The organism is Pseudomonas sp. KU43P (assembly GCF_033095865.1).
GTDB lineage: Bacteria > Pseudomonadota > Gammaproteobacteria > Pseudomonadales > Pseudomonadaceae > Aquipseudomonas.
Genome location: NZ_AP019365.1, coordinates 2,512,482 through 2,535,304, shown reverse-complemented (window position 1 = coordinate 2,535,304; position 22,823 = coordinate 2,512,482). Strand labels below are relative to the sequence as shown.

At 63.6% G+C, this 22,823-nt stretch carries 18 protein-coding genes and 1 pseudogene; 15 read left to right on the top strand and 4 right to left on the bottom strand.

Annotated elements, in window-relative coordinates:
• The first annotated feature begins 70 nt into the window (after nt 1-70).
• The 14 genes from phnD (at nt 71) to KU43P_RS11375 (ending at nt 16,961) form a co-directional block, all read left to right on the top strand.
• Complete coding sequence (gene phnD, locus KU43P_RS11440; RefSeq protein ID WP_317663158.1) at nt 71-940, top strand: phosphonate ABC transporter substrate-binding protein; 870 nt, start codon at nt 71-73, stop codon at nt 938-940.
• Entirely contained in the window at nt 937-1,725 is a 789-nt protein-coding gene (gene phnC / locus KU43P_RS11435) for a phosphonate ABC transporter ATP-binding protein (protein ID WP_317663157.1), read from the top strand. Before phnD ends, phnC begins: the two co-directional genes overlap by 4 nt.
• A 2-nt stretch (nt 1,726-1,727) precedes the next feature.
• A complete protein-coding gene (gene phnE / locus KU43P_RS11430) occupies nt 1,728-2,546 on the top strand; it encodes a phosphonate ABC transporter, permease protein PhnE (protein WP_317663156.1) in 819 nt (272 codons plus the stop codon).
• A 159-nt stretch (nt 2,547-2,705) separates the two neighbouring features.
• The gene (gene psrA, locus KU43P_RS11425) at nt 2,706-3,797 is read left to right on the top strand and encodes an iron-containing alcohol dehydrogenase PsrA (protein ID WP_317663154.1); all 1,092 of its coding nucleotides are present in this window, start codon (nt 2,706-2,708) and stop codon (nt 3,795-3,797) included.
• 111 nt (nt 3,798-3,908) lie between these two features.
• The gene (locus KU43P_RS11420) at nt 3,909-5,201 is read left to right on the top strand and encodes an MFS transporter (RefSeq protein ID WP_317663152.1); all 1,293 of its coding nucleotides are present in this window, start codon (nt 3,909-3,911) and stop codon (nt 5,199-5,201) included.
• 46 nt (nt 5,202-5,247) lie between these two features.
• The gene (phnX, locus tag KU43P_RS11415; RefSeq protein WP_317663150.1) at nt 5,248-6,075 is read left to right on the top strand and encodes a phosphonoacetaldehyde hydrolase; all 828 of its coding nucleotides are present in this window, start codon (nt 5,248-5,250) and stop codon (nt 6,073-6,075) included.
• Nucleotides 6,076-6,182: 107 nt separating this feature from the next.
• Complete coding sequence (locus tag KU43P_RS11410) at nt 6,183-7,043, top strand: LysR substrate-binding domain-containing protein (protein WP_317663148.1); 861 nt, start codon at nt 6,183-6,185, stop codon at nt 7,041-7,043.
• A 329-nt stretch (nt 7,044-7,372) separates the two neighbouring features.
• The gene (locus KU43P_RS11405; RefSeq protein ID WP_317663146.1) at nt 7,373-7,897 is read left to right on the top strand and encodes a phage tail protein; all 525 of its coding nucleotides are present in this window, start codon (nt 7,373-7,375) and stop codon (nt 7,895-7,897) included.
• Between the two features lie 31 nt (nt 7,898-7,928).
• A complete protein-coding gene (locus tag KU43P_RS11400) occupies nt 7,929-8,498 on the top strand; it encodes a phage tail protein (RefSeq protein ID WP_317663145.1) in 570 nt (189 codons plus the stop codon).
• Between the two features lie 38 nt (nt 8,499-8,536).
• Nucleotides 8,537-9,076 carry a phage tail protein gene (locus tag KU43P_RS11395; RefSeq protein ID WP_317663143.1) on the top strand — a complete coding sequence of 180 codons (540 nt, stop codon included), beginning with the start codon at nt 8,537-8,539 and terminating at the stop codon, nt 9,074-9,076.
• A gap of 8 nt (nt 9,077-9,084) precedes the next feature.
• Nucleotides 9,085-9,597 (top strand): GNAT family N-acetyltransferase, encoded by a 513-nt coding sequence (locus KU43P_RS11390; protein ID WP_317663142.1) that lies wholly within the window; start codon nt 9,085-9,087, stop codon nt 9,595-9,597.
• Between the two features lie 141 nt (nt 9,598-9,738).
• Nucleotides 9,739-15,726 carry a putative Ig domain-containing protein gene (locus KU43P_RS11385; RefSeq protein WP_317663141.1) on the top strand — a complete coding sequence of 1,996 codons (5,988 nt, stop codon included), beginning with the start codon at nt 9,739-9,741 and terminating at the stop codon, nt 15,724-15,726.
• Between the two features lie 34 nt (nt 15,727-15,760).
• Nucleotides 15,761-16,168: an ASCH domain-containing protein gene (locus KU43P_RS11380; RefSeq protein WP_317663139.1), complete on the top strand. Its 408-nt coding sequence runs from the start codon at nt 15,761-15,763 to the stop codon at nt 16,166-16,168.
• The gene (locus KU43P_RS11375) at nt 16,161-16,961 is read left to right on the top strand and encodes an aminoglycoside phosphotransferase family protein (RefSeq protein ID WP_317663136.1); all 801 of its coding nucleotides are present in this window, start codon (nt 16,161-16,163) and stop codon (nt 16,959-16,961) included. Before KU43P_RS11380 ends, KU43P_RS11375 begins: the two co-directional genes overlap by 8 nt.
• Before the next feature lie 47 nt (nt 16,962-17,008).
• Here KU43P_RS11375 and KU43P_RS11370 read toward each other — a convergent pair.
• From KU43P_RS11370 to KU43P_RS11355, 4 genes and pseudogenes are all read right to left on the bottom strand, one after another.
• Nucleotides 17,009-17,271, bottom strand: a pseudogene (locus KU43P_RS11370) (DUF3077 domain-containing protein).
• A 290-nt stretch (nt 17,272-17,561) separates the two neighbouring features.
• A complete protein-coding gene (locus tag KU43P_RS11365) occupies nt 17,562-18,974 on the bottom strand; it encodes an aspartate aminotransferase family protein (RefSeq protein ID WP_317663134.1) in 1,413 nt (470 codons plus the stop codon).
• Between the two features lie 68 nt (nt 18,975-19,042).
• Nucleotides 19,043-20,536: an aldehyde dehydrogenase gene (locus tag KU43P_RS11360; protein WP_317663133.1), complete on the bottom strand. Its 1,494-nt coding sequence runs from the start codon at nt 20,534-20,536 to the stop codon at nt 19,043-19,045.
• A 69-nt stretch (nt 20,537-20,605) separates the two neighbouring features.
• Nucleotides 20,606-21,286 (bottom strand): type 1 glutamine amidotransferase, encoded by a 681-nt coding sequence (locus KU43P_RS11355; RefSeq protein WP_317663131.1) that lies wholly within the window; start codon nt 21,284-21,286, stop codon nt 20,606-20,608.
• Nucleotides 21,287-21,610: 324 nt separating this feature from the next.
• On the opposite strand from KU43P_RS11355, the gene KU43P_RS11350 reads away from it, so the two are divergent.
• Nucleotides 21,611-22,822: a cytochrome P450 gene (locus KU43P_RS11350; RefSeq protein WP_317663130.1), complete on the top strand. Its 1,212-nt coding sequence runs from the start codon at nt 21,611-21,613 to the stop codon at nt 22,820-22,822.
• Nucleotide 22,823: the final 1 nt, after the last annotated feature.

Sequence of the window (22,823 nt, the reverse complement as noted above, 5' to 3'; positions counted from 1 at the left end):
ACTGATGCGGTGACTGTCACATGACAGCCCTAGTTTGGCGTTACCGATCACAACCCCTCCGGTAACCCCCATGACTCCCTTCGCCCGTCTGTTCTGCTTTGCCCGGCTCGCCCTGGTTCCGCTGCTGCTCGCGCCGGCGGTGCACGCCCAGCAATCACTCACCGTCGGCCTGATCCCCTCAGAGGATTCCCAGGCGATGATCAAGAGCAGCCAGCAGGTGCTCGACCAACTGCAACAACGCCTGGGCATGCCGGTGAAACCCTTCGTCGCCACCGACTACAACGGTGTGATCGAGGCGCTGCGCGCCGGCAAGCTGGACGTCGCCTACCTCGGCCCGTTCTCCTACGTGCTGGCCAACCAGGTGGCCGGGGCCGAAGCCTTCGCCGTGGCCGTGACCAAGAAAACCGCCAGCAGCGCCTACCACAGCCTGATCATCGCCCGCCAGGACAGCGAAATCCGCACCCTCGATGACCTCAAGGGCCACACCTTCGCCTTCGTCGACCCAAGCTCGGCGTCGGGGCACCTGTTCCCCAAGGCGGGCCTGGAACAGGCCGGCCATGACCCGCAGGCGCTGTTCTCGCGGGTGATCTTCTCCGGCTCCCATGACGCCAGCATTCTCGCCGTGGCCAACCGCAAGGTCGACGCTGCCGCCGTGGCAGACCGCATCCTCACCGGCGCGATCAACAGCGGCCAGGTGAAGCAGGAGGACCTGCGTGTGGTCTGGACCTCGCCCGACATTCCCGAGTCGCCGATGGTCTGGCGCAAGAACCTCGACCCCGAACTGCAACAGAAACTGCGCAGCGCCTTCGCCGCCATCAAGGACGTACCCTGGGGCGACCAGGGCATGCTCAACGGTTTCCAACCTACCAGCGATGCCGCCTACAACGTGGTGCGCGATACCGCCAAGGTGCTCGACCTGAACCTGCGGAGCCTGAAATGATCCGCATCCAGCGCCTCACCAAGGGCTACGTCGACAACCCGGTGCTCAGGGGCATCGACCTGCAGGTGCAAGCCGGGGAGTTCGTGGTCATTCTCGGCCGCTCCGGCGCCGGCAAGTCCACCTTGCTGCGCTGCATGAATCGCCTGGCGCAGGCTGACGCTGGCCAACTGCAGGTCGCCGGGATAGACGCCATGGCCACTCGCGACGTGCGCGAACTGCGCCGGCGTGTGGCGATGATCTTTCAGCACCATAACGTGGTGCCGCGCCTCTCGGTGCTGAAGAACGTGCTCACCGGCCGCCTCGGCTACAGCAATACCCTCGCCTCCCTGCTGCAACTGTTTCGCCGCGAAGACGTGGCACTGGCCAGAGACTGCCTGCGCCGGGTAGAGCTTGAGCACAAGGCACTGGCACGCACCGATTCGCTGTCCGGTGGGCAGATGCAGCGGGTCGGCATCGCCCGGGCCTTGGCCCAGCGGCCCAAGGTGATCCTGGCTGACGAGCCGGTGGCCAGCCTGGACCCGAAGACCGCGCACCTGGTGATGCACTACCTGCGCGACGCCGCTCGGAGCCTGGGGATCACCGTGGTCTGCAACCTGCACCAGGTGGACCTGGCCAAGGAATTCGGCGACCGCATCATCGGGCTCGCCAGCGGGCGCCTGGTGTTCGACGGCCGCCCGGATCAACTGGACGACATTGCCCTGCAGCGCATCTACGACAACCCGGCGGCGAGCGAGCCGCTGCCACCCGTAACGGCCAGCACCCGCTGCGCCCGTGCAGGAGCCTGAACATGAACCTGCAAAGTCATCAATGGCTGGTCAAGACCCCGAGCAGCATGCGCGGCTGGCTGAGCAGCGGGGCGCTACTGTTGCTGGTACTCGGCGTGCTGCACTGGAGTGCCGAAGGCGCGCAGCTGAGCTGGGCCGACCTGGCCAGCGGCCTGCCACAGATCGGCGACTTCCTCGGCCGCTCGTTGCCACCCGACCTGAGCATCTTGCCCAGCCTCTGGCACCCGGCGCTGGAAACCCTGCAGATCGCTTTGTGGGGCACCTTGCTGGGGATCCTGCTCGCCGTACCCTTGGGGTTTCTCGCCGCACGCAACCTGCACCGCAACCGCTGGCTGCACCAGGGCACTCGGCAGATGCTCAACGTGATCCGCAGCATCAATGAACTGATCCTCGCCTTGGTGTTCGTCTCGGCGGTGGGCCTCGGGCCGTTTCCTGGGGTGCTGGCCCTGGCGCTGCATGGTGTGGGCATGCTCGGCAAATTCTTTGCCGAAAGCATCGAGGAGATCGACCAAGGGCCGATCGAAGCCCTGCGCGCAACCGGTGCGAACCCCTTGCAGGTGATCGCCTTCGGCGTGCTGCCGCAGGTGGTCACCGCCTGGATTGCCGTGGTGCTGTACCGCTTCGAGGTCAATCTGCGCTCGGCCACGGTGCTGGGCATGGTCGGCGCTGGCGGCCTGGGCTTTGAACTGGTCAGCAGTCTGAAGCTGTTCAAGTACCAGGAAACCGCGACTTGCATCCTGGTCATCACGCTCATGGTGGTGCTCGCCGACCTGCTCTCCGGCCGCCTGCGCTACGCCATCCAGGGCACTGCCCGTCACTGATTTCGTGCCCTCATCATGACCCCACTACCGCTAGATAGACGCCCTGTGTTTCCCTCTATCGGCCCAGCCGATGAATACCTGCAAACAATCGATTTGAGCTATGCAGCAGCGGCCCCGACGATAGCGACAACCTCCAACAACAAAAACCAAGGAGTCGCCATGACTGCTCGTTTCCACAACCCGGTCGATACGCGCTTCGGCCACGGTAGCCTGCTGGAGCTGGCTGACCTCACCGAAGGGCAACAGGTCGCGCTGGTGATTTTCCCCGAGGCCCGCGGCCTGGGCCTGCTGGCGCGCATCCAGGCCCTGCTCGGCGAGCGCCTTGCCTACATCGTCGAGGATGTTCAGCCCAACCCTGATGTCGCCCAGCTGCGCAGCACCTACGAGCGCTTCTGGCGTGAGGCTGGCGGCTGTGAAACCGTAATTGCCGTCGGCGGCGGCAGCGCCATCGACACGGCCAAGGCGCTGATCGTCGGCACCGAAAATGGCAGCTTCGACGAACTGCTGCGCGGGCTGTCCTCTGGCATGGCGTTCGAGCCTGCCCGCTGCAAGCGCCTCATCGCCGTCCCCACCACCGCCGGCACCGGGAGCGAAGTGACGCCGTGGGCGACGATCTGGGACAGCACCAACCAGAAAAAGTACTCCCTGCACCTGGCGTGCACCTGGCCGAAAGTGGCGATCATCGACCCGCAGCTGATGCTCACCGTGCCTGCCAGCGTAACCGTGTCCACAGGCCTGGACGCCCTGTCCCATGCCCTGGAGTCGATCTGGAACATCAATGCCAACCCGATCTCCGACAGCTTCGCCATTTCCGCGATCCGCGACATTCTCGAATGCCTGCCAACGCTGCGCGGCGACCTGGGCAACCCGGAACTGCGCGCACGCATGGCACTGGCGGCGCTCAAGGCCGGCATGGCGTTTTCCAACACCAAGACCGCCCTCGCCCATTCCATCTCCTACGAAATGACCCTGCGCCACGGCCTGCCCCATGGCATCGCCTGCTCCTTCATCCTGCCCCTGGTGCTGGGCCTGGCCTGGGGGCGCGACGAAACCCGCGACCGCACCCTGCGCCAGGTGTTCGGCGATGACTTGGCCCTGGCCCAGATGCAATTGCGCAGCTTTCTTCACGGGCTTGAGGTGAAGACCGACTTTGCCGATTACGGCGTGTCGGCGACAGAAGCCGAGCAGATCATCGCCTATGCCCTGCAAGGTGCGCGCGGCAAGAACTTCATCGGCGCACAGGCCGCTTGAGGCAAGGCAACCCGCCGCCACGGCCCGCCGTGGCGATTTCCTGATGCACCGCAAAAGAGTGCCAACCCGCCCGGCCCAAGGCCTGCGGGAACGAACAAGAAGGAAAACACCATGAACCGTGCGCAAACCTATTCAAGCCTTGCCGTACCCGCATCATCGTTTCGTGTGGCCCAGTGGCGCATGCTGCTGGCGGCCATGTTCTGCTACCTGTTCTTCTATACCGGGCGCCAGACCTTCGGTTTTGCCATCCCCGGCATCCAGGCCGAGTTCGGCCTGAGCAAGGAGACCCTGGGCTGGGCTTCGGCCGCCATGCTCTGGGCCTATGCCATCGGCCAGGCCATCAACGGCAACCTCGCCGACAAGTTCGGCGGCCGACGCATCATGAGCCTGGGCGCCGTGCTGTCGTGCGCCGCCAACTGGGTCACCAGTTTCGCCGGCGGCTTTGCCAGCCTGATCCTGCCATGGGGCCTCAATGGCTATTTCCAGGCCTTGGGCTGGGCGCCGGGCAGCCGCCTGCTGTCGAACTGGTGGAGCGCCGGTGAACGCGGCAAGGTCTATGGCTTCTATGTGTTTGCGGCGGGCTGCGCGTCGATCCTGTCGTACATCACCTCGATCGTGGTGCTGGAGGTGCTGCAACTGGAATGGCGCTGGATCTTCCGCCTGCCGGTGCTGCTGATGCTCGCAGGCGGCATCCTGTTCTACCTGATTGCCCGTGAGCGCCCCCAGGACATGGGCTTCGAGCCCCTGGCAGATACCGGCGTCGCCAACGCCAATGACAAGGCCCAGGAAGCCGTCGGCGAACAGGAAACCTCCCTGCAACGCTACAAGGCCGTGCTGAAGAACGCCCGGCTGATCATCGCGGCGTTGTCGCTGGGCTTCCAGAATGCCGCACGCTACGGGCTGATCGTCTGGGTACCGGTGCATTTCCTCGGCGCGGACTGGAAGCACGGCGACGGCTTCATCGACCCCAAGTGGATCACCGTCGCGCTGCCCGTGGGCATGGCCATCGGCGCCCTGAGCAACGGCTGGGTGTCCGACCGTCTGTTCGGCTCCAAGCGCTACCTCGCCATCATGCTCTACATGCTGCTGGGCGCCGCCACCAGCCTGTGGATGTGGAGCCTGCCCGCCCACAGCGCGATCGGCCTGGTGGCGTTGTTTCTCTGCGGCTTCTTCGTCTACGGCCCGGCTTCCAGCTTCTGGGCGCTGTGCCCGGACCTGGTCGGCGCCAAGCGCGCTGGCACCGCCACCGGCATCATGAACTTCTCATCCTATCTGTTCGCGGGCCTGGCCGAGCCGCTGATTGGCTCGATGCTCGACAGCACCGGCAACACCTCGCTGATCTTCGTCGTGGTGACCGCTGCGTGCCTCTCCAGCGCCGCCGTCGCCTTGTTCATACGGCGCTAGGCCGCCCTCACCCGACTTCCTACCTGTCATCAAGTGGAGTATCACCATGCATTACAAGCAACCTGCACGGCTTCAAGCGGTGGTTCTGGATTGGGCCGGCACCGTCGTCGATTTCGGCTCTTTCGCGCCCACCCAGATCTTTGTGGAAGCCTTTGCCGAATTTGGCGTCGCAGTGTCCCTGGAAGAAGCCCGCGGCCCGATGGGCATGGGCAAGTGGGACCATATCCGCACCCTGTGCGACCTGCCGGAGATCGCCGAGCGCTATCACGCCGTGTTTGGCCGCACGCCCACCGACCATGACGTAACCGCGATCTACGAACGCTTCATGCCCCTGCAGATCGAAAAGATCGCCCTGCATTCGGCCTTGATACCCGGCGCCCTGGAGGCCATCGCCGCCCTGCGCGGCAAAGGCTTGAAGATCGGTTCGTGCTCCGGCTATCCCGCCGTGGTCATGCAGAAGGTGGTTGCACTGGCACGCGAGAATGGCTACGTCGCCGACCATGTCGTGGCCACCGACGAAGTGCCTAATGGCCGCCCCTACCCAGCCCAGGCCTTGGCCAACGTGATCGCGTTGGAAGTCGACGATGTGGCCGCCTGCGTGAAGGTCGACGATACCTGGCCGGGCATTCTCGAAGGGCGCAAGGCAGGCATGTGGACCGTGGCGCTGACCTGCTCGGGCAACGCGCTGGGCCTTACCTACGAACAGTACAGGGCATTGTCGCCGGCCGCGCTCGAACAGGCCCGTTCGCGCATCGGCCAGACCTTCGAGGGCTCACGCCCGCATTACCTGATCGACACGATCGCCGAGCTGCCGGCGGTGATCGAGGACATCAACCAGCGCCTGGCACGCGGTGAGATGCCTCAGGGCTGCTAAGCAGGCTGGATCGACCAGCCCTCGCCCATGAGGGTTGGTCGATGGCGAGCGGCCAGGCTGATGCACTATGCTGGCCGCCTTCTTGACGCCTTCCGGAGCTGCCCTGCATGTACCAGTACCACAAGTGGCTGCGTTCGTTTCATGCGGTGGCCAGCACCGGCAGCTTCACCCAGGCCTCCGCCTTGCTGAACATCGGCCAGCCCACCATCAGCGAGCAGGTCAGCGCATTGGAGAAGACGTTTTCGGTCGAACTGTTTCACCGGCGCGGGCGCTTCATCGAACTCACTGCCGCGGGCCACAAGCTCCACGACATTACCCAGGGCCTGTTCGGCCAGGAAGACGAAGCGATCCAGTTACTGCGCAGTTTCCGCCAGCGCAAGCACGGCATGTTGCGCATCGGCGCCGTGTCCCCGCCCATCGCCATGAGCCTCACCTACGCGCTCATGCAGCGCTATCCCGACATCGATGTGGAAACCTCCTTCACCAGCGAAACCGGCACCCTCGAACGGCTGTACAACTTCGATATCGACCTGGCGATCCTGGCGCTGTCGGCGTTCGATCCACGGCTCAATACCCAGCTCTACCGCACCTGCCCCATCCTCGCCGTGGTGCGCGACGACCACCCCTGGGCCAGCCAGGCGCAGGTGAGCGTGGCGGATATCGTCGGCCAGCCGGTCGTGCTGAGAGAGAAAGGCTCGCGCACCCGGCAACTGGTCGAGGAAGGTTGCGCCGCCCATGGCATCAAGCTCAATTGCAAGATGCAGCTCAACAGCCGCGAGGCCATCGTGCATGCGGTGGTACAGGGCATTGGCGTGGGCTTTGTTTCGGCAGTGGAATATGCGGACCGGCCAGGTACAAAGGCGATCGACTTTGTCGAACAGCCTTTTCATATCAGCTATTACTTATGTTGCCTGGAGACTCGGCGTAACCGGCCGATGATTGCCGAGATCTTCGACGGCCTTCCATAAACAGGGCAAAACGGCCAAAAAAGCCGCATCAAATACCTGTTAGATGCAATCCGTCGTTTGGCCCTACAAAATGATGGCAATTAAGCACTATGCTGAGCTAGGCTTCGATCATTCCCACGGCACTCGCCCGTATTGCCTGGGCCTAGCCAAGCCATACCTCCCCCGGCAACAAGGAAGGAACTCACCCCCACAACATGGACTGTTGTACTCGGCTTCCCCAGCCAAGACGCTATCTCCTCATGCTTATGTTTGGTTGTAACCGTCGCCTGCCTCGCGCGTTGAGGTGGGTATCACAGTGCGCGCAGTTCGAGTCATGGAGTATTGAGAGCATGGATAACTTCCTGGGCGAGATCCGCCTGTTCAGCTTTACCGTCATTCCCAAAGGCTGGCTACCGTGCAATGGCCAGGTACTGCCTATCCAGACCTACGCCGCGTTGTACTCGCTGCTGGGGACGCAATTCGGCGGTGACGGCAAGACCACATTTGCCCTTCCCGACCTGCGGGGCCGAGTCGCCATGGCTAAGAGTCCGTCTTCACCCACCCAGAAAGGCGGCTCGGAGACGGTCATGCTGCCCGCTACAGCGATTCCGGCGCACTCCCACACCGTGCAGGTCAGCAACTCGACCATGGGTAATGGCGCTCCGGCAGGCCGCTTTCCGGCAACCAACGTCAGCAGCACCAATAGCACCCCTGCGCAGCCGACCTATGTCAACGCCGACACCAGCAAACTGGTGGCCCTTCACCCCGACACCATCGCCAGCACCCCGGCCCAGACGCCAGTGCCGAACATGCAGCCCTCGATCTGCCTGAGCTACTGCATCGCGACCATGGGGCTCTACCCTTCGCACCAGTAACGCATCCACTCAACCTTGCCAGGGGCACCCCATGACTGACTACTTCATCGGCGAAATCCGCCTGTTCGCAGGCGACTATGCACCCGTCGACTTTGTCGTCTGCGACGGCCGGCCGTTACAGATCAACGACTACCAAGCCCTGTACTCGCTCATCGGTACTACCTATGGCGGCGACGGGCAAACGACCTTCAATGTGCCTGACTTGCGTGGCCGGGTTGCCGTGGGCACCGGCACGGGCACCAGCGATAGCGGCGCGCTGACGCCGCGATCGATCGGGCAGATCATGGGCACCGAGCAGGTGGCCCTGACCCCCACCAACACACCCTCGCACTCCCATGCCTTCAATGCCACCAACAGCCCCGCCAACAGTGCCGAAGCAGCGGGCCCGTCGGCCACCAACATTCGCACGTTCGGTGCTTTCACCAAGCAAGGCGCGGTCTCGGGGCTATACAGCACCAGCAGCGCGAGCAAGGCCGTTGCACTTAACCCAGGCGCCCTGGTCAAGGCGGGCGGTTCTGGCGCGCCGCACAACAACATGATGCGCTCATGCGCCATCAACTACATCATCGCCGTCCAAGGGCTCTATCCGAGCCAAGGCTGACACCGCGCACTTGCCCGCCCACTTCCAGGAAACCATTCATGGACGCATTCTTCGGCGAAATCAGGCTCTTCCCCTACAATTACGTTCCCCAAGGCTGGAAGGTATGCGATGGAACATCGATAGCCGTGCAGTCTTACCCAGGTCTGTACGCAGTGATTGGCAACAAATACGGCGGCAACGGCGTCACCTTCAACGTGCCCAATCTCATCGGCCAAGTGGCCATGGGTGTAGGCGCGGGGCCGGGCCTGACCCCGCGCGAACTCGGCTCCGTTGTGGGTGCCCCCTCAGTTGAGCTGGCGCCTGCCAACTTTGCCCTACACACCCATGAGCTTAAGGCTCAACCGGGCAACAGCTTCAGCGAGGGTGTGGACGTACCGTCAAATTCGGCATTCCTCTCGCAACCGCGCACCACGCTGCTGTACAGCACCAGCGCGGGCAACCCGGAGTACACCCTGGCCGACGCCAGCGTCGGTGTGACCGGCAGCAACGACGGAGTCTTCCTGCGCTCGAACCAGCAGCCCTACCTGACCTTTGCGTACTGCATCTGCTTGGACGGGATTTTCCCGCAAAAACCTTGAACGACGCGATGCTGATAGCGCACTTGCAGGCCAATACCCACGCCAGCCTCAGCCTGCGCCCGCAGGCTGAGGCCGACGTGGCTTTGCTGCGCGCCCTGTTCGTCGCCCGGCGCGCTGCGGAGTTCGCCGCGATGCCCTGGAGCGATGCCGAGCGCACAGCCTTCCTGCACGCCCAGGCCGACCTGCAAAGCCGCCACTACGCACAGCATTACGTGCACGCCTGCATGCTGATCATCGAACAGGAGAGCCAGGCGATCGGGCGGCTTTGCGTGAGTGAAGGCGCAGACGAGTTGCGGGTGGTCGACATCGCGCTGCTGCCCGCCTGGCAAGGCAAAGGCATCGGCAGCGGCCTGCTGCACGCGGTGCTGGCCTGGGCAGACCAGCATGGCAAGGCCTGCACGCTGAGCGTGGACCAGGCCAACCCGGCACGAGCGCTGTACCGACGTCTGGGTTTCGACGCCGGCGCCGACCCTGGGCTGTACCTGCAGATGCGCCGGCCACCGATGCCTGCCCGGCCCTGAATAACAACGTGACGGACCACGCACATGGACAGCTAGCCACCTGCCTCACCTCGGTTACCCAAGCATCGCTGGCCATGCCAGCGGTCGATTCACTTTGACACCGTAGACGATCGCCGATCGGCATATGGCAGGAAGCCTCCCATGACTCGCTCCCGCGTGCTCCCGCGTTCCCCGCTGTACACCCTGCTCTGCTGCCTGTGGCTACTGGCCCTGGCGTTGATCCTGCCGGCACAGGCCAGCGCGATGACCGTAAGCCCCCCCGCCGGCAGCAATCTGGGCAGTTTCCCTGCCGGCCAGAACCTGAGCATCCCGCTGAGCGTGAGCGGCGGAAACCTGCCGATGACCGGCTGGTACGACTGCGACGCGTTCAATCTGAACAACTGCCTGCCGAGCGGCCTGGTCATCGAAGAGTCGCTCAATAGCACCAGCACCACCATCCACGGCGTGCCGAACGTGCAGGCCGGCACCTACAACTTCATGATCACGGTGTTCGACAACTCCTCCTGGGAGATCGTGCCCTACAGCATCACCATCACCGGCGCAGGGCCGACCCTGACCAGCCTCAGCCCGTCGTCCGGCAGCACCGCCGGCGGTAACACCGTGACCATCACCGGCACCGGCTTCACCGGCGCCAGCGCTGTGCGTTTCGGCGCGAAAGCGGCGTTGGCCTTCACGGTCAACAGCAGCACCCAGATCACGGCCACCGCGCCATCCGGGTCTGCGGGCGTAGTAGACGTCGTGGTGACGACTGCAGGCGGTGTATCTCCCACCAGCACCGCCAGCCAGTACAGCTACACCGCGCCCCCCACCGCCGGGCCGGTGAGCGCCACCGTGGCCGCCAACAGCAGCAACAACCCGATCACCTTGAACCTCAGTGGCGCCGCCACCAGCGTGGCCGTCGCCAGCCAGGCAAGCCATGGCACGGCCACCGCCAGCGGCACCAGCATCAGCTACACACCAACAGCGGGTTATTCCGGCTCGGACAGCTTCACCTACACCGCCACCAACGCCAGCGGCACCTCGGCTGCGGCCACCGTGACCGTGACCGTGTCGCCCCCCAGCCTGGCCATCACCCCGGGTTCACTGGTAAACGCAACGGCAGGAACTGCCTACAACCAGACACTGAGCAGCGCCAATGGCAGCGCGCCTTACACCTATGCACTGATTTCGGGCGCGCTGCCCGCAGGCATGACGTTCTCGAGCGCGGGCGTGTTCAGCGGTACGCCCAGCAGCAGCGGCACCTTCAACCTGACGGTTCGCAGCACCGACCAATACGGCGCCACGGGCACCGTCAACTACACGCTCAGCGTCGCCGCGCCGGTCATCGACGTAATGCCTCTCACGCTGCCCGCTGGCACGTATGGCGCCCCTTATAGCCAGACCATCAGCGCAACGGGCGGCATCGGCAGCTACAGCTTCAGCGTGATCGCGGGGAGCCTGCCAAGCGGCCTGAGCCTGAGCAGCGGCGGTACCTTGAGCGGTACGCCGGCGAACGCTGGCAGCTATTCGTTCTCCCTGCGGGCCACCGACGGTAACGGCTTCAGTGGCACGCGGGCCTACACAATGCCGATCGCCAGCCCGACGTTGAGCCTGTCACCGATCTCGTTGGCAAATGGCATCGCCGGCACCGCCTACAGCCAGGCCTTCAGCAGCAGTGGCGGCATCGGGCCGTACAGCTACTCCATAACCTCCGGCAGCCTGCCCAGCGGCATGAGCCTGACCTCCGCTGGCGTACTCAGCGGCACAGCGACCTCGGCGGGTACTTTCAACTTCTCGCTGAGTAGCACGGATGCCAACGGCATGAGCATCACGCAAAGCTACAGCCTGGTGGTTGGCGCACCGAGCATCATCCTTGCGCCCACCACCCTCGCCCCAATGCAGGTCGGCTCGGCCTCCAGCCAGACCCTCAGCGCCAGCGGCGGCTCTGCCCCGTACGCCTACGCCATTACCAGCGGTGCATTACCCGCCGGCATCACGCTGAGCAGCACTGGAGCCCTGAGCGGCACACCGACCACGAGCGGGGCCTACACCTTGACGATCACCGCCACCGACAGCATGGGCTTCGCTGGCTCACGTAGCTACAGCGGCACCGTGGGCCAGGGCACCCCCGTGGCCGGTAACGTGAGCCTCACCGTTGCCGCCAACAGCAGCGCCAACCCGGTCACCCTGAATTTGAGCGGCGGCACCGCGACGTCGGTGGCCGTGGCGAGCAATGCCAGCAACGGCGTGGCCAGCGCCAGCGGCACCAGCATCACCTACACGCCCAACCCAGGCTTTGCCGGCAGCGACAGCTTCACCTATACCGCCACCGGCCCGGGCGGTACGTCGAACACCGCGACCGTGAGCGTGACCGTCACCGCACCGACCATCGTGCTGACACCCGCCAGTATTCCCGGCGCTAGCGTGGCCACGGCCTACTCAGTGACGCTCGGCGCCAGCGGCGGCAGTGCGCCCTATACCTACAGCGTGACCTCCGGCGCCCTGCCGACCGGTATCACGCTGTCTGCGGGGGGCGTGCTCAGTGGCACGCCAACGGCGGCCGGCAGCTTCAACTTCGCCGTCACCGCCACCGACAACACCGGATTCACCGGCACACAAGCCTACAGCTTCAGCGTTGGCCAGGCCGCTCCCGTGGCCGGAAATATCACTTTCATCGTCAGCGCCAACAGCATCGCCATCCCGGTCGGCCTGATCCTGAGCGGTGGCCCCACGGCGTCGGTAGCCGTGGCAAACAACGCCAGCCACGGCGTGGCCAGCGCCAGCGGCACCAGCATCACCTACACGCCCAACCCAGGCTTTGCCGGCAGCGACAGCTTCACCTATACCGCCACCGGCCCGGGCGGTACGTCGAACACCGCGACCGTGAGCGTGACCGTCACCGCACCGACCATCGTGCTGACGCCCACCAGCATTCCTGGCGCCACCGTGGCCTCGGCCTACTCGGCGACGCTTGCCGCCAGCGGCGGCAGTGCGCCCTATACCTACAGCCTGGCCACCGGCGCCCTGCCGGCCGGTATCACGCTGTCTGCGGCGGGCGTGCTCAGTGGTACGCCGACGGCGGCCGGCAACTTCAATTTCACCCTCAGCGCCACCGACAACACCGGTTTCAGCGGCGCACAAGCCTACAGCCTGAGTGTTGGCGAGGCCGCACCGGTGGCCGGTAACCTGAGTGTCAGCGTCGCCGCCAACAGCAGCGCCAACCCGGTCACCCTGACCCTCAGCGGTGGCCCGGCGGCGTCGGTGGCCGTGGCGAGCAATGCCAGCAACGGCGTGGCCAGCGCCAGCGGCACCAGCATCACCTACACGCCCAACCCAGGCTTTGCTGGCAGCGACAGCTTCACCTATAACGCCACCGGCCCGGGCGGTACGTCGAACACCGCGACCGTGAGCGTGACCGTCACCGCACCGACCATCGTGCTGACGCCCACCAGCATTCCTGGCGCCACCGTGGCCTCGGCCTACTCGGCGACGCTTGTCGCCAGCGGCGGCATTGCCCCTTACACCTACAGCCTGAGCGCCGGCACCCTGCCAGCCGGCATCACGCTGTCTGCGGCGGGCGTGCTCAGTGGTACGCCGACGGCAGCCGGCAGCTTCAACTTCACCGTCACCGCCACCGACAACACCGGCTTCAGCGGCACACAAGCCTACAGCTTCAGCGTTGGCCAGCCCGCCCCGGTGGCCGGCAACCTGACCCTCACCGTCGCCGCCAACAGCAGCGCCAACCCGGTCACCTTGAGCCTGAGCGGTGGCCCGGCGGCGTCGGTGGCCGTGGCGAGCAATGCCAGCAACGGCGTGGCCAGCGCCAGCGGCACCAGCATCACCTACACGCCCAACCCAGGCTTTGCCGGCAGCGACAGCTTCACCTATACCGCCACCGGCCCGGGCGGTACGTCGAACACCGCGACCGTGAGCGTGACCGTCACCGCACCGACCATCGTGCTGACCCCGTCCAGCATCCCCGGCGCCACCGTGGCCTCGGCCTACTCGGCGACACTGGCCGCCAGCGGCGGCAATGCTCCCTATACCTACAGCCTGGCCACCGGCACCCTGCCAGCCGGTATCACGCTGTCTGCGGCGGGCGTGCTCAGTGGTACGCCGACGGCAGCCGGCAGCTTCAACTTCACCGTCACCGCCACCGACAACACCGGTTTCAGCGGCGCACAAGCCTTCAGCTTGGCGATCGCCAACCAGGCACCGGTGGCCGGCGCGGTCAGTGCGTCGATCGCAGCCAACAGCGCGGCAACCCTCATCGCCCTTGACCTCGACGGCGGTGCGGCCAGCAGCATCGCCGTCAGCACCGCGCCAAGCCACGGTACCGCCTCCGTCAGCGGGCTCACCCTCAGCTACACCCCGAGGGCCGGCTACTCGGGCAGCGACAGTTTCGCCTACACGGTCAGCGGCCCAGGTGGCACCTCGGCACCGGCCACGGTGACCATCACGGTGAGCGCACCGACACTGGCCATTACCCCGACCACACCGAACCTGCCGCCCGCCACCCAGGGCCTGGCCTACAGTGCAAGCCTCGGGGCCAGCGGCGGCACGCCGCCCTACCGCTACAGCGTGGCCGGCACGCTGCCAGCCGGGCTGACCCTCGACAGCGCCAGCGGCAGTGTCAGCGGCACACCGACGGCGGTGGGTGACAACCGTTTCACCATCAGCGTGACGGACGCCAATGGCGCCACCGGCAGCCAGGTATACAACCTGACGACCGCCGCCCAGGCCGTGGTGGTGCCACCGTCCAGCGAGACACTGACGCCCGGCCAGGCCGCCACAATCGACCTGACCCGCGGCGCCAGCGGCGGCCCGTTCCTGCGGGCGCGGCTGTTGTCGGTCAGCCCGGCGGGAGCGGGCTCAGCCAGCCTCAGCGGCCCGTTCACCTTGAACTTCACGCCTGCTGCCGCCTTCGCCGGCACCGCCGTGGTGGCCTTCAGCCTGGAAAACATCGGCGGCAACAGCGCCAGCAGCACCGTGACCTTCACCGTACAAGCTCGCCCCGACCCCACCCGCGACGCCGAAGTCATCGGCCTGCTCAACGCCCAGTCGCGCGCCGCCGAGCGCTTCGCCAGCACCCAGATGGACAACTTCAACCGCCGCCTGGAACAACTGCACCGCCCCACCTGTGATCGTGATTCGTTCAATGCCAACGTGCGCCATGGCCGTGACGACGTCAGCCTCGGCAGCCTCGGCAAGGCCCTGCGCGACGAACTCGATGGCAACGGCAAAGGCCAGGAGGACGAACGGCGTCGTCAGGAGAAGGACAGCGCCCAGGCCACCTCCGGCGAATGCCGCGAAGAGGCCCTGGCCTTCTGGACCGATGGTTTCGTCAATACCGGCTCCAACCGCGCCCGTGGCGCCAAGGACAACAGCTTCACCACTTTCGGCCTGAGCGCGGGCATGGACTATCGCTTGTCACCCCGCGCGGTGGTCGGCGTCGGTATCGGCTACGGCAATGACCGCACCGACGTCGGCGAGCAGGACAGCCGCAGCGAGGGCGACGCCCTGGGCCTGGCGGCGTACCTTTCCGTCAACCCGTTATCAGAGATGTACGTCGATGCACTGTTGGGCTACAACCGCATCCGCTTCGATTCGCGCCGCTACGTCACCGCCAACCCGTCCGAGGGCTACGCCCATGGCTCGCGGGACGCCGACCAGCTGTTCGCCTCGCTGACCGCCAGCTACGAGTACCGCCAGGGAGGCCTTTCGCTGGCGCCCTATGCACGGGTCAATACCAGCTACACCCGCCTGGACGCCTACAGCGAACGCGGCGGTGGTATCTACGGCCTGTCCTACGACGAACAGGAACTGCGCTACGTGACCTCGTTCCTGGGCGTGCGCTCCGGTTACGACTTCCAAACCGGCGTGGGCGTCCTGACGCCTCGGGTGGGCCTGGCCTGGGGCCACAACTTCGAGCGCAACGAAGACTACCGCATGCGCTATACGGACCAGGGCAGCGACGGCCTGCTCTATCGGCTGTCGCCCGACCCGCAGGACAGCAATTTCATTGACCTGGACCTCGGCCTGGACCTGAGCCTGGGTCGCGCCTGGCGCGTTGGATTCTCGTACAAGACCGCGCTTGGCAGCGACGAGCGCAGCGAGATGTTCCGCCTCGGGTTGGAGGGTAGGTTCTGATGTGGTTTTGCAATGAAACAGATCTGGCTGGATCATGTCCGCTGACCCAGCCAGGCTGGCCAACCGCTCGATCAAGGAGAGCAGCATCAAAGCGTTATCAATCGTGCGCCCCAGTGGCAGCCGTATCGCTGCTGGCGAGAAAATCCTGGAAGTACGGCGCTGGCCCGCAGGCCTCGCCCCTTCCGAAGACCTGCTGATCGTGGAAAACGGCCGCTTTCTGCATGCCGAAGGCGATGAAGATGCAGACGGTATCGCCGTGGCCATTGTCCGCGTAAAAGCGGTTCGGCCGTTTGTGCACGCGGACGTGCAGGCGGCCTGTGCCAGCTACTTTGAAGAAGGCTGGCTGGCATGGGAGTTGAGTGACGTCAGGCCCCTCGATGGGGCCATGCCTGTGCGGGCGGCCCGCGGAATATATGAAGTGGATTTCGCCTGGGATGTTTGATGAATACCTGAAACGCTGGGCACTGACCCTCGACGGTGAGGCGTTTGCCTCGCTCAATGGCCACCTCTTGCCCGTTCGCCTGGGCGATGTACCCGCCATGCTGAAGGTCTCGCAGTCGCCAGAAGAGTTGGCAGGCAACGCGCTCATGGCCTGGTGGGACGGCGATGGGGCGGCGCCCGTGCTGGCTCATGAAGGCGGCGCCTTGCTGATGCTGCGCGCGCAAGGCACGGCGTCACTTGCACAGATGGTTGAATGTGGCCGGGATGACGATGCCACACGCATCCTCTGTACAGTAGCGGCCCGCCTTCACCGCCCCCATACCAAGCCACTCCCCGCATTGGTGCCACTTGAGCACTGGTTCGAAGCCCTGTGGAGCGCTGCAGCAAATCATGGTGGCATTCTTGAGCACAGCGCTCGGGCTGCAAGCGAGCTTCTGGCGACTCGGCGTGACGTTGTGGCGCTTCACGGCGATATCCATCACGGCAATGTGCTCGATTTCGGCCCGGACGGGTGGCTCGCTATAGATCCCAAGGGGCTCTGCGGCGAGCGCGGCTTTGATTACGCGAACATTCTCTGCAACCCGGACGATGCCAACGCGCTTGTGCCGGGACGTTTTGCACGGCGAGTGGCACTCATCTGCGAGGCATCCGGTATTGATCGACAACGCCTCTTGCAATGGGTGCTTGCCTGGGCAGGATTGTCGGCAGCCTGGATGCTCGAAGACGGCGCTGAGACGGGCTGCCGGCTCGAGGTGGCGAAATTGGCAGCGGCGGCAGTCAATATCGGCATTTAACAACGCAGGCGCTGATCCGCCAGAGGCCATCTCAGGCAACAGATCACTCAGTGCAGCATGCCCAGCTCGGCATCATCCATCAGGGCCTGGCCATGGCACTCAAGTAGTGTGCGGCCCAAATCATCATGGGTTTTTCGTCCATCTGGCCGATGATGGTCAGTTCTCGTACATAGCCCATCAGTTCCGAGGCCTGCTCGCGGGCATTCCGGCAAGGGATGCCAGGTTCTATGCGGAACAGTGGGTGGGTCTGGTTATCGCCCTGGAAGAAGGTGGTCTTACCGACGGTGGATTGGGTGATGTCTGTAGTCATTGTTGGATCTCCCTGAATTTTCCGTTGCCTGGGCTGGTCCTATCGCTGGCAAGCCAGCTCCTACACCGAGCGCGTGGTCGCTGAAGACCCCTGTGGGAGCCGGCTTGCCGGCGATAGGGCCAGCCCAGACAACACATCACTCAAGCCCAGCCCCAAGCACTCCCCACTACATTGCCTGGAGACGCGGCGTAACCGGCCGATGATTGCGGAGATTTTTGACGGGCTGCAAGCTGGCCAGGCCGATGCGGCACCAGCGTGACCAGTTGCGTCCCCCTTTACTGGCCTATCGATCAGCGCACGCTCTGGAAACTGGCCGTGTGCTCGAAATCTTCCTGCGCCGAAGCCCAGCGGTAGGTGTCTTCCAACGACACTTCGAAGATCTCGACGATGCGGTCGATATCTTCCATGCGCGAGATCAACGGTGGGCAGAACGCAATGGCATCCCCCATGGCCCGCGTGATCATGCCGTGATGTTGTGCTCGACCTGCCAGATACTTGCCTAGACGGCCGGTGGTACCGAAGGGCGCTTTCGTCGCCTGATTCATCACCAGCTCGACTGCCGCAATCAAGCCGACACCCCGCACCTCACCCACCAATGGATGCCCAGCCAAGGCACGCAGGCGCTTCTGAAGGTACTGTCCGATCTCGGCTGCGTGTTCAACGAGCTTTTCCTCCTCGATCACCCGCACGTTTTCAAGTGCGACTGCAGCGGCCACTGGGTGCCCACTGCCCGTGAAACCATGCCCCAGCGTACCGAGGGCATGGCTCTGGTCGGCAATACCCTCGTAGACTTTTTCGTTGAGCATGATCGCTGCGATCGGCTGATAGGACGATGACAGCTGCTTCGACGTAACCAGGATGTCCGGCTGAATATCAAAGGTTTCACAGCCGAACATGTTACCGGTACGGCCAAAACCGCAAATCACTTCATCGGCCACGACGAGAATGTCATGTTTGCGGCACACGGCCTGGATCTTTGCCCAGTAACCTTCGGGCGGCACGATCACCCCGCCAGCGCCCATCAACGGTTCCCCATAAAATGCGGCAATGGTGCCGGGGCCCTCACGGAGGATCATGTCCTCAAGTTCCTGCACCAGCCGCTGAGTGAACGCTGCCTCGGTTTCGCCAGCTTGCCCATTGCGGTAGAAATGCGGGCAACCGACATGAAGGAAACCCGGCAGTGGTACATCGAACCCCCGCTGGTTTGCCGGCAACCCAGTCAGGCTTGCACTGACTGCGGTGATGCCATGATAGGCATTGATCCGGCTGATGATTTTCTTCTTCTCGGGTTTGCCAAGGGCGTTGTTGCGATACCAGAGCATTTTGACAACGGTATCGTTCGCCTCCGAACCTGAATTGGTGAAGAACACCTTGCTCATCGGCACCGGTGCAATCTGCACCAGTTTCTCGGCCAGCTCGATGCTCGGAGCATGTGCCTTGTGCGAGAACAGGTGATAAAACGGCAAGGTGTTGAGCTGGTCCGTGGCAGCCTTGATCAGCCGGCGGTTGTTGAAGCCCAAGGCAACACTCCAGAGGCCGGACATGGCCTCGATGTACCGCTTGCCCGCAGTGTCATAAACGTGAATCCCTTCACCCCGCTCAATGATGAGCGGGCCAACTTGCTCGTGCTGACGGGCATCGGTATAGGGATGAAGATGATGCTGGACATCCGACTTGGCCAAGGTAGCGCTATAAGTGTTCATCTGCTCACTCTCAAATCATAGGATCCACTGGATTGATCGAACCAAAGGTCGACCACCACGATTTGCCCTTACAGCTTGATCCACGTGGCTTTGAGCTCGGTGTACTTGTCGAAGGCGTGCAGTGACTTGTCGCGCCCGTTCCCCGATTGCTTGAAGCCGCCAAACGGCGCCGTCATGTCTCCACCGTCATATTGATTGACCCAGACACTCCCTGCCCGCAGCGCTTTGGCTGCCCGATGGGCTTTGCCAATATCGGACGTCCAGACAGCAGCGGCGAGGCCATACGGGGTATCGTTCGCGATGGCGATGGCTTCGTCGAACGTGTCGAACTCGATGACCGAAAGCACCGGGCCAAAAATCTCTTCCTGGGCAATCTTCATCGCGTTGCTGACCCCATCAAAAACCGTCGGCTGTACAAACACGCCGCCCGTCTCTTCAAGGGTTCGCTTGCCGCCAGCCAGCAGCTTCGCGCCCTGGGCATGCCCCGCCTCGATGTACTTGAGAACCGTGTCGAGTTGTTGGCTGTCGACCAACGCGCCAACCTTGGTCTCGGGGTCGAGCGGATGGCCAGGTTTCCATTGTGCAAGGGCTTCGAGCAGCAATGGCAGGAAGCTTTCCTTGACCCCTCGTTCCACCAGCAAGCGGGAGCCCGCGGTGCACACCTCGCCCTGGTTGAAGGCAATCGCGGCGGCGGCGGATTCGGCTGCCTCTGCAAGGTTTGGGGCGTCAGCGAACACGATGTTGGGGCTCTTGCCACCCGCCTCCAGCCAAATCCGCTTCATGTTCGACTCGCCGGCATACACCATCAGCTGCTTGGCGACTCGCGTCGAGCCAGTGAAGACCAGGGTTTCCACGTCCATGTGCAGCGCCAGCGCTTTGCCGACGGTGTGGCCATACCCCGGCAATACGTTTAAGACGCCTTTTGGAATGCCGGCATCGACCGCCAACTGGGCGACGCGAATGGCGGTGAGCGGCGACTTTTCCGATGGCTTCAGAATGATCGAGTTGCCGGTTGCCAGTGCTGGCCCCAGCTTCCAGGAGGCCATCATCAGGGGGAAGTTCCAGGGCACGATGGCCGCCACCACGCCCACCGGTTCACGGGTCACCAACCCCAGCTGGTCATGCGGCGTCGGCGCGACTTCGTCGTACACCTTGTCGATGGCTTCACCGTTCCAGCGCAATGCTTGAGCAGCCAGGGCAACGTCGACGTACAAGGCGTCACTGATGGGTTTGCCCATGTCCAAGGTTTCGAGCAGGGCCAGCTCTTCAGCATGCTGGTCGATCAGTTCAGCGAAGCGAATCATCACGGCCTTGCGGGCCGCAGGCGCCATGCGCGACCACACGCCGGCTTCGAACGCGCGTCTTGCTGAAGCGACCGCAAGGTCAGCATCTGCCGGGCCGCAACTGGCAACCTGGGTGAGCGTGCTGCCGTCAATCGGGCTGATGCACTGGAATGTCTGGCCATCTGCTGCAGGCAGGTAGTGGCCATCGATGAAGGCGCGACCTTCAATCTGCAGGTTTGCCGCTTTGTCTTGCCAGTAGCCGAGTGAGTAGTGACTCATCTTGTTATCTCCGGGAATGCTTCGTTTTGTTCACACAAGGGCAGCCTCGAACCGTGGCCGGGTTAGGCTTCAGATCTGGTTCAGGAAGTCCTTCACGAGGTGTCGACAGTTCTCCCTGTTGGCAGGCTGTCGATCCTGTATTTCTGCGCGCATACGTTCAGGAAGATCGCCAGCCGTCTCGAGAAACCGCCTGCCCTCCTGCGTCGAACGCCAATAACGGGTCCAGGTGTCGAACATCGCCGGGTCAATTTCAGGGTGAAACTGCATGCCGATCGATTTGCCCTGCCTGAAAACCTGCAGCGCAAGATTGGTCTTCGCCAGCAAGGTGGCGTCCGGCGGAAGGGTGAAAGCGTCGAAATGGAAGTTCAGCCACGGCCCGACATGCTGCCAGTCGTTCTGCAAGGTGGTCAGCGGGGTCCAGCCAATTTCCACGTGGGCATTGCGATGGACGCTCCCACCCAGCGCTCTGGCCAGCAGCTGGCTGCCAAAACAGATCCCCCAGCTCGGCACGCCCCTGCACTGAACCTCTTTCAACCATTCAAGCTCCGCATCCAGCCAAGGCAGGCGGCTGTCATAGGCCGACTCCGGGCTGCCCATGATCACCAGGCCATCGAGCATTTCTGGCGCGATCAGGGGGCGCGTGATGGAGCGCACCTCAAGCTCCACACCTTGCTCGGCAAACAGCTCCGGCAGGCTCCCGGGCACATCGGTATCGGAATGGACAACGGCAACGATTCGAGCAGGTTTCACGGTCAGTCTCCCTAGCTGCAACCTAATACCTATAAGAACATATCTTATATTTGTTTAACGGCCAAGCAGTTCTGCTCGATGGCCTATCCGTGGGTAAATTTGCCTGTTTCTTGGCGGTGAATGGGGGATACCGGTAGCTTTAAAGCGCAAGAAGGATGAATCGAGGTGACGAGCGGCGGTATCGAAGTCCAAAAAAAACCACTTGAAAGATATGAAACCATATTTTAATGTCTTATCACACGGGCCAGATGGTCCCGGAGTTGTCGGGTAAATGAACGCCTGCTACCGGAGCCGCCCCACAACCAACAAAAAGAAGGTGTTGCCATGTCCTCCCCGCTCAGCACGCTCGAAGCAGCCCCCTACCTCGACGTTTCCAACCCATCGTTTTCCATTCGCTCGAAGGAAGTGCAGGACGCGAGGGCTCAAAGCTGGTTCGCCCGTACCCCTTACGGCATTGCGGTGATTCGCTATAACGAGGTGAACGCGCTCATTCGCGATCAGCGCCTGCGTCAAGGTAGCTACGCCTGGCCAGCCCACAACAAAGCCGTCGGCAGCTTCGCCGAATGGTGGATGAGGATGCTGCTGAGCCGTGAAGGTGCCGACCACTCGCGCCTGCGCCGCCTTGCCAACCCGGCTTTCGCACCCAAGCTGGTCAGGAAAATGACCCCTGTCTTCCAGGAAATGGCCAATGAGCTGATCGATGAATTTGCCAGTAAGGGGTCTTGCGAATTCGTCGCCGAGTTCTCCGAGCCTTACGCCACCCAGGTCATCTGCGCCCTGTTGGGTCTGCCGCGCAGCGAATGGCGCAATCTAGCTGCGCTGGCAGTAGACATGGGCCTGGCACTGGGGGTCACGTTCAAACAGGATGAGGCCAAGATCAACGAAGCCACCGACAAGATGTTTGGCTACGCCAGGGCGGCCGTCGAAAACCTGAAAAAGAATGGGCTGGGCGAAGACTTCCTCAGCCTGCTGGTGAAGGCCAACGAAGAAGACAAGTCCGCCCTGAGTGATCAAGAGCTCTATGACATGATCATCCTGGCGATCTTCGGCGGGATCGATACCACGCGCAACCAGCTTGCGCTGGGCATGGAGCAGTTTGTCGAACACCCGGATCAGTGGCACCTGCTGGGGGAAGACCCAGAGCTGGCTCGCCCCGCTGTCGAAGAGATCATGCGTGTGCGCCCCACCGTCACCTGGGTTACCCGCGAAGCACTCGAAGACTTCAACTACCAGGGCCTGGACATCAAGAAAGGCACAACCGTGCACCTGTTCAGCCAGGCTGCCGGCACCGACCCGAGCGTGTTCGAGACCCCAGGCTTCGACATCACGGCGAAACGTCAGGCTCACTTCGGCTTCGGTGCCGGTGCACACCACTGCATAGGCCACTTCATCGCCCGCGGCGACATGACCGAAGCGCTCGCCCTGCTAGCGCAACGCATCAAGAACCCACGGTTCGGTGGCCCGGTAACGTGGCTGCCGGACAGCGGCAATACCGGCCCTGTCGCCATGCCAATCACGTTCGACCCGGAGCGCTGAG

Coding starts and splice junctions, on each gene's coding strand:
- phnD (WP_317663158.1), top strand. CDS start 71: ATGACTCCCTTCGCCCGTCTGTTCTGCTTTGCCCGGCTCGCCCTGGTT.
- phnC (WP_317663157.1), top strand. CDS start 937: ATGATCCGCATCCAGCGCCTCACCAAGGGCTACGTCGACAACCCGGTG.
- phnE (WP_317663156.1), top strand. CDS start 1,728: ATGAACCTGCAAAGTCATCAATGGCTGGTCAAGACCCCGAGCAGCATG.
- psrA (WP_317663154.1), top strand. CDS start 2,706: ATGACTGCTCGTTTCCACAACCCGGTCGATACGCGCTTCGGCCACGGT.
- KU43P_RS11420 (WP_317663152.1), top strand. CDS start 3,909: ATGAACCGTGCGCAAACCTATTCAAGCCTTGCCGTACCCGCATCATCG.
- phnX (WP_317663150.1), top strand. CDS start 5,248: ATGCATTACAAGCAACCTGCACGGCTTCAAGCGGTGGTTCTGGATTGG.
- KU43P_RS11410 (WP_317663148.1), top strand. CDS start 6,183: ATGTACCAGTACCACAAGTGGCTGCGTTCGTTTCATGCGGTGGCCAGC.
- KU43P_RS11405 (WP_317663146.1), top strand. CDS start 7,373: ATGGATAACTTCCTGGGCGAGATCCGCCTGTTCAGCTTTACCGTCATT.
- KU43P_RS11400 (WP_317663145.1), top strand. CDS start 7,929: ATGACTGACTACTTCATCGGCGAAATCCGCCTGTTCGCAGGCGACTAT.
- KU43P_RS11395 (WP_317663143.1), top strand. CDS start 8,537: ATGGACGCATTCTTCGGCGAAATCAGGCTCTTCCCCTACAATTACGTT.
- KU43P_RS11390 (WP_317663142.1), top strand. CDS start 9,085: ATGCTGATAGCGCACTTGCAGGCCAATACCCACGCCAGCCTCAGCCTG.
- KU43P_RS11385 (WP_317663141.1), top strand. CDS start 9,739: ATGACTCGCTCCCGCGTGCTCCCGCGTTCCCCGCTGTACACCCTGCTC.
- KU43P_RS11380 (WP_317663139.1), top strand. CDS start 15,761: ATGTCCGCTGACCCAGCCAGGCTGGCCAACCGCTCGATCAAGGAGAGC.
- KU43P_RS11375 (WP_317663136.1), top strand. CDS start 16,161: ATGTTTGATGAATACCTGAAACGCTGGGCACTGACCCTCGACGGTGAG.
- KU43P_RS11365 (WP_317663134.1), bottom strand. CDS start 18,974: ATGAACACTTATAGCGCTACCTTGGCCAAGTCGGATGTCCAGCATCAT.
- KU43P_RS11360 (WP_317663133.1), bottom strand. CDS start 20,536: ATGAGTCACTACTCACTCGGCTACTGGCAAGACAAAGCGGCAAACCTG.
- KU43P_RS11350 (WP_317663130.1), top strand. CDS start 21,611: ATGTCCTCCCCGCTCAGCACGCTCGAAGCAGCCCCCTACCTCGACGTT.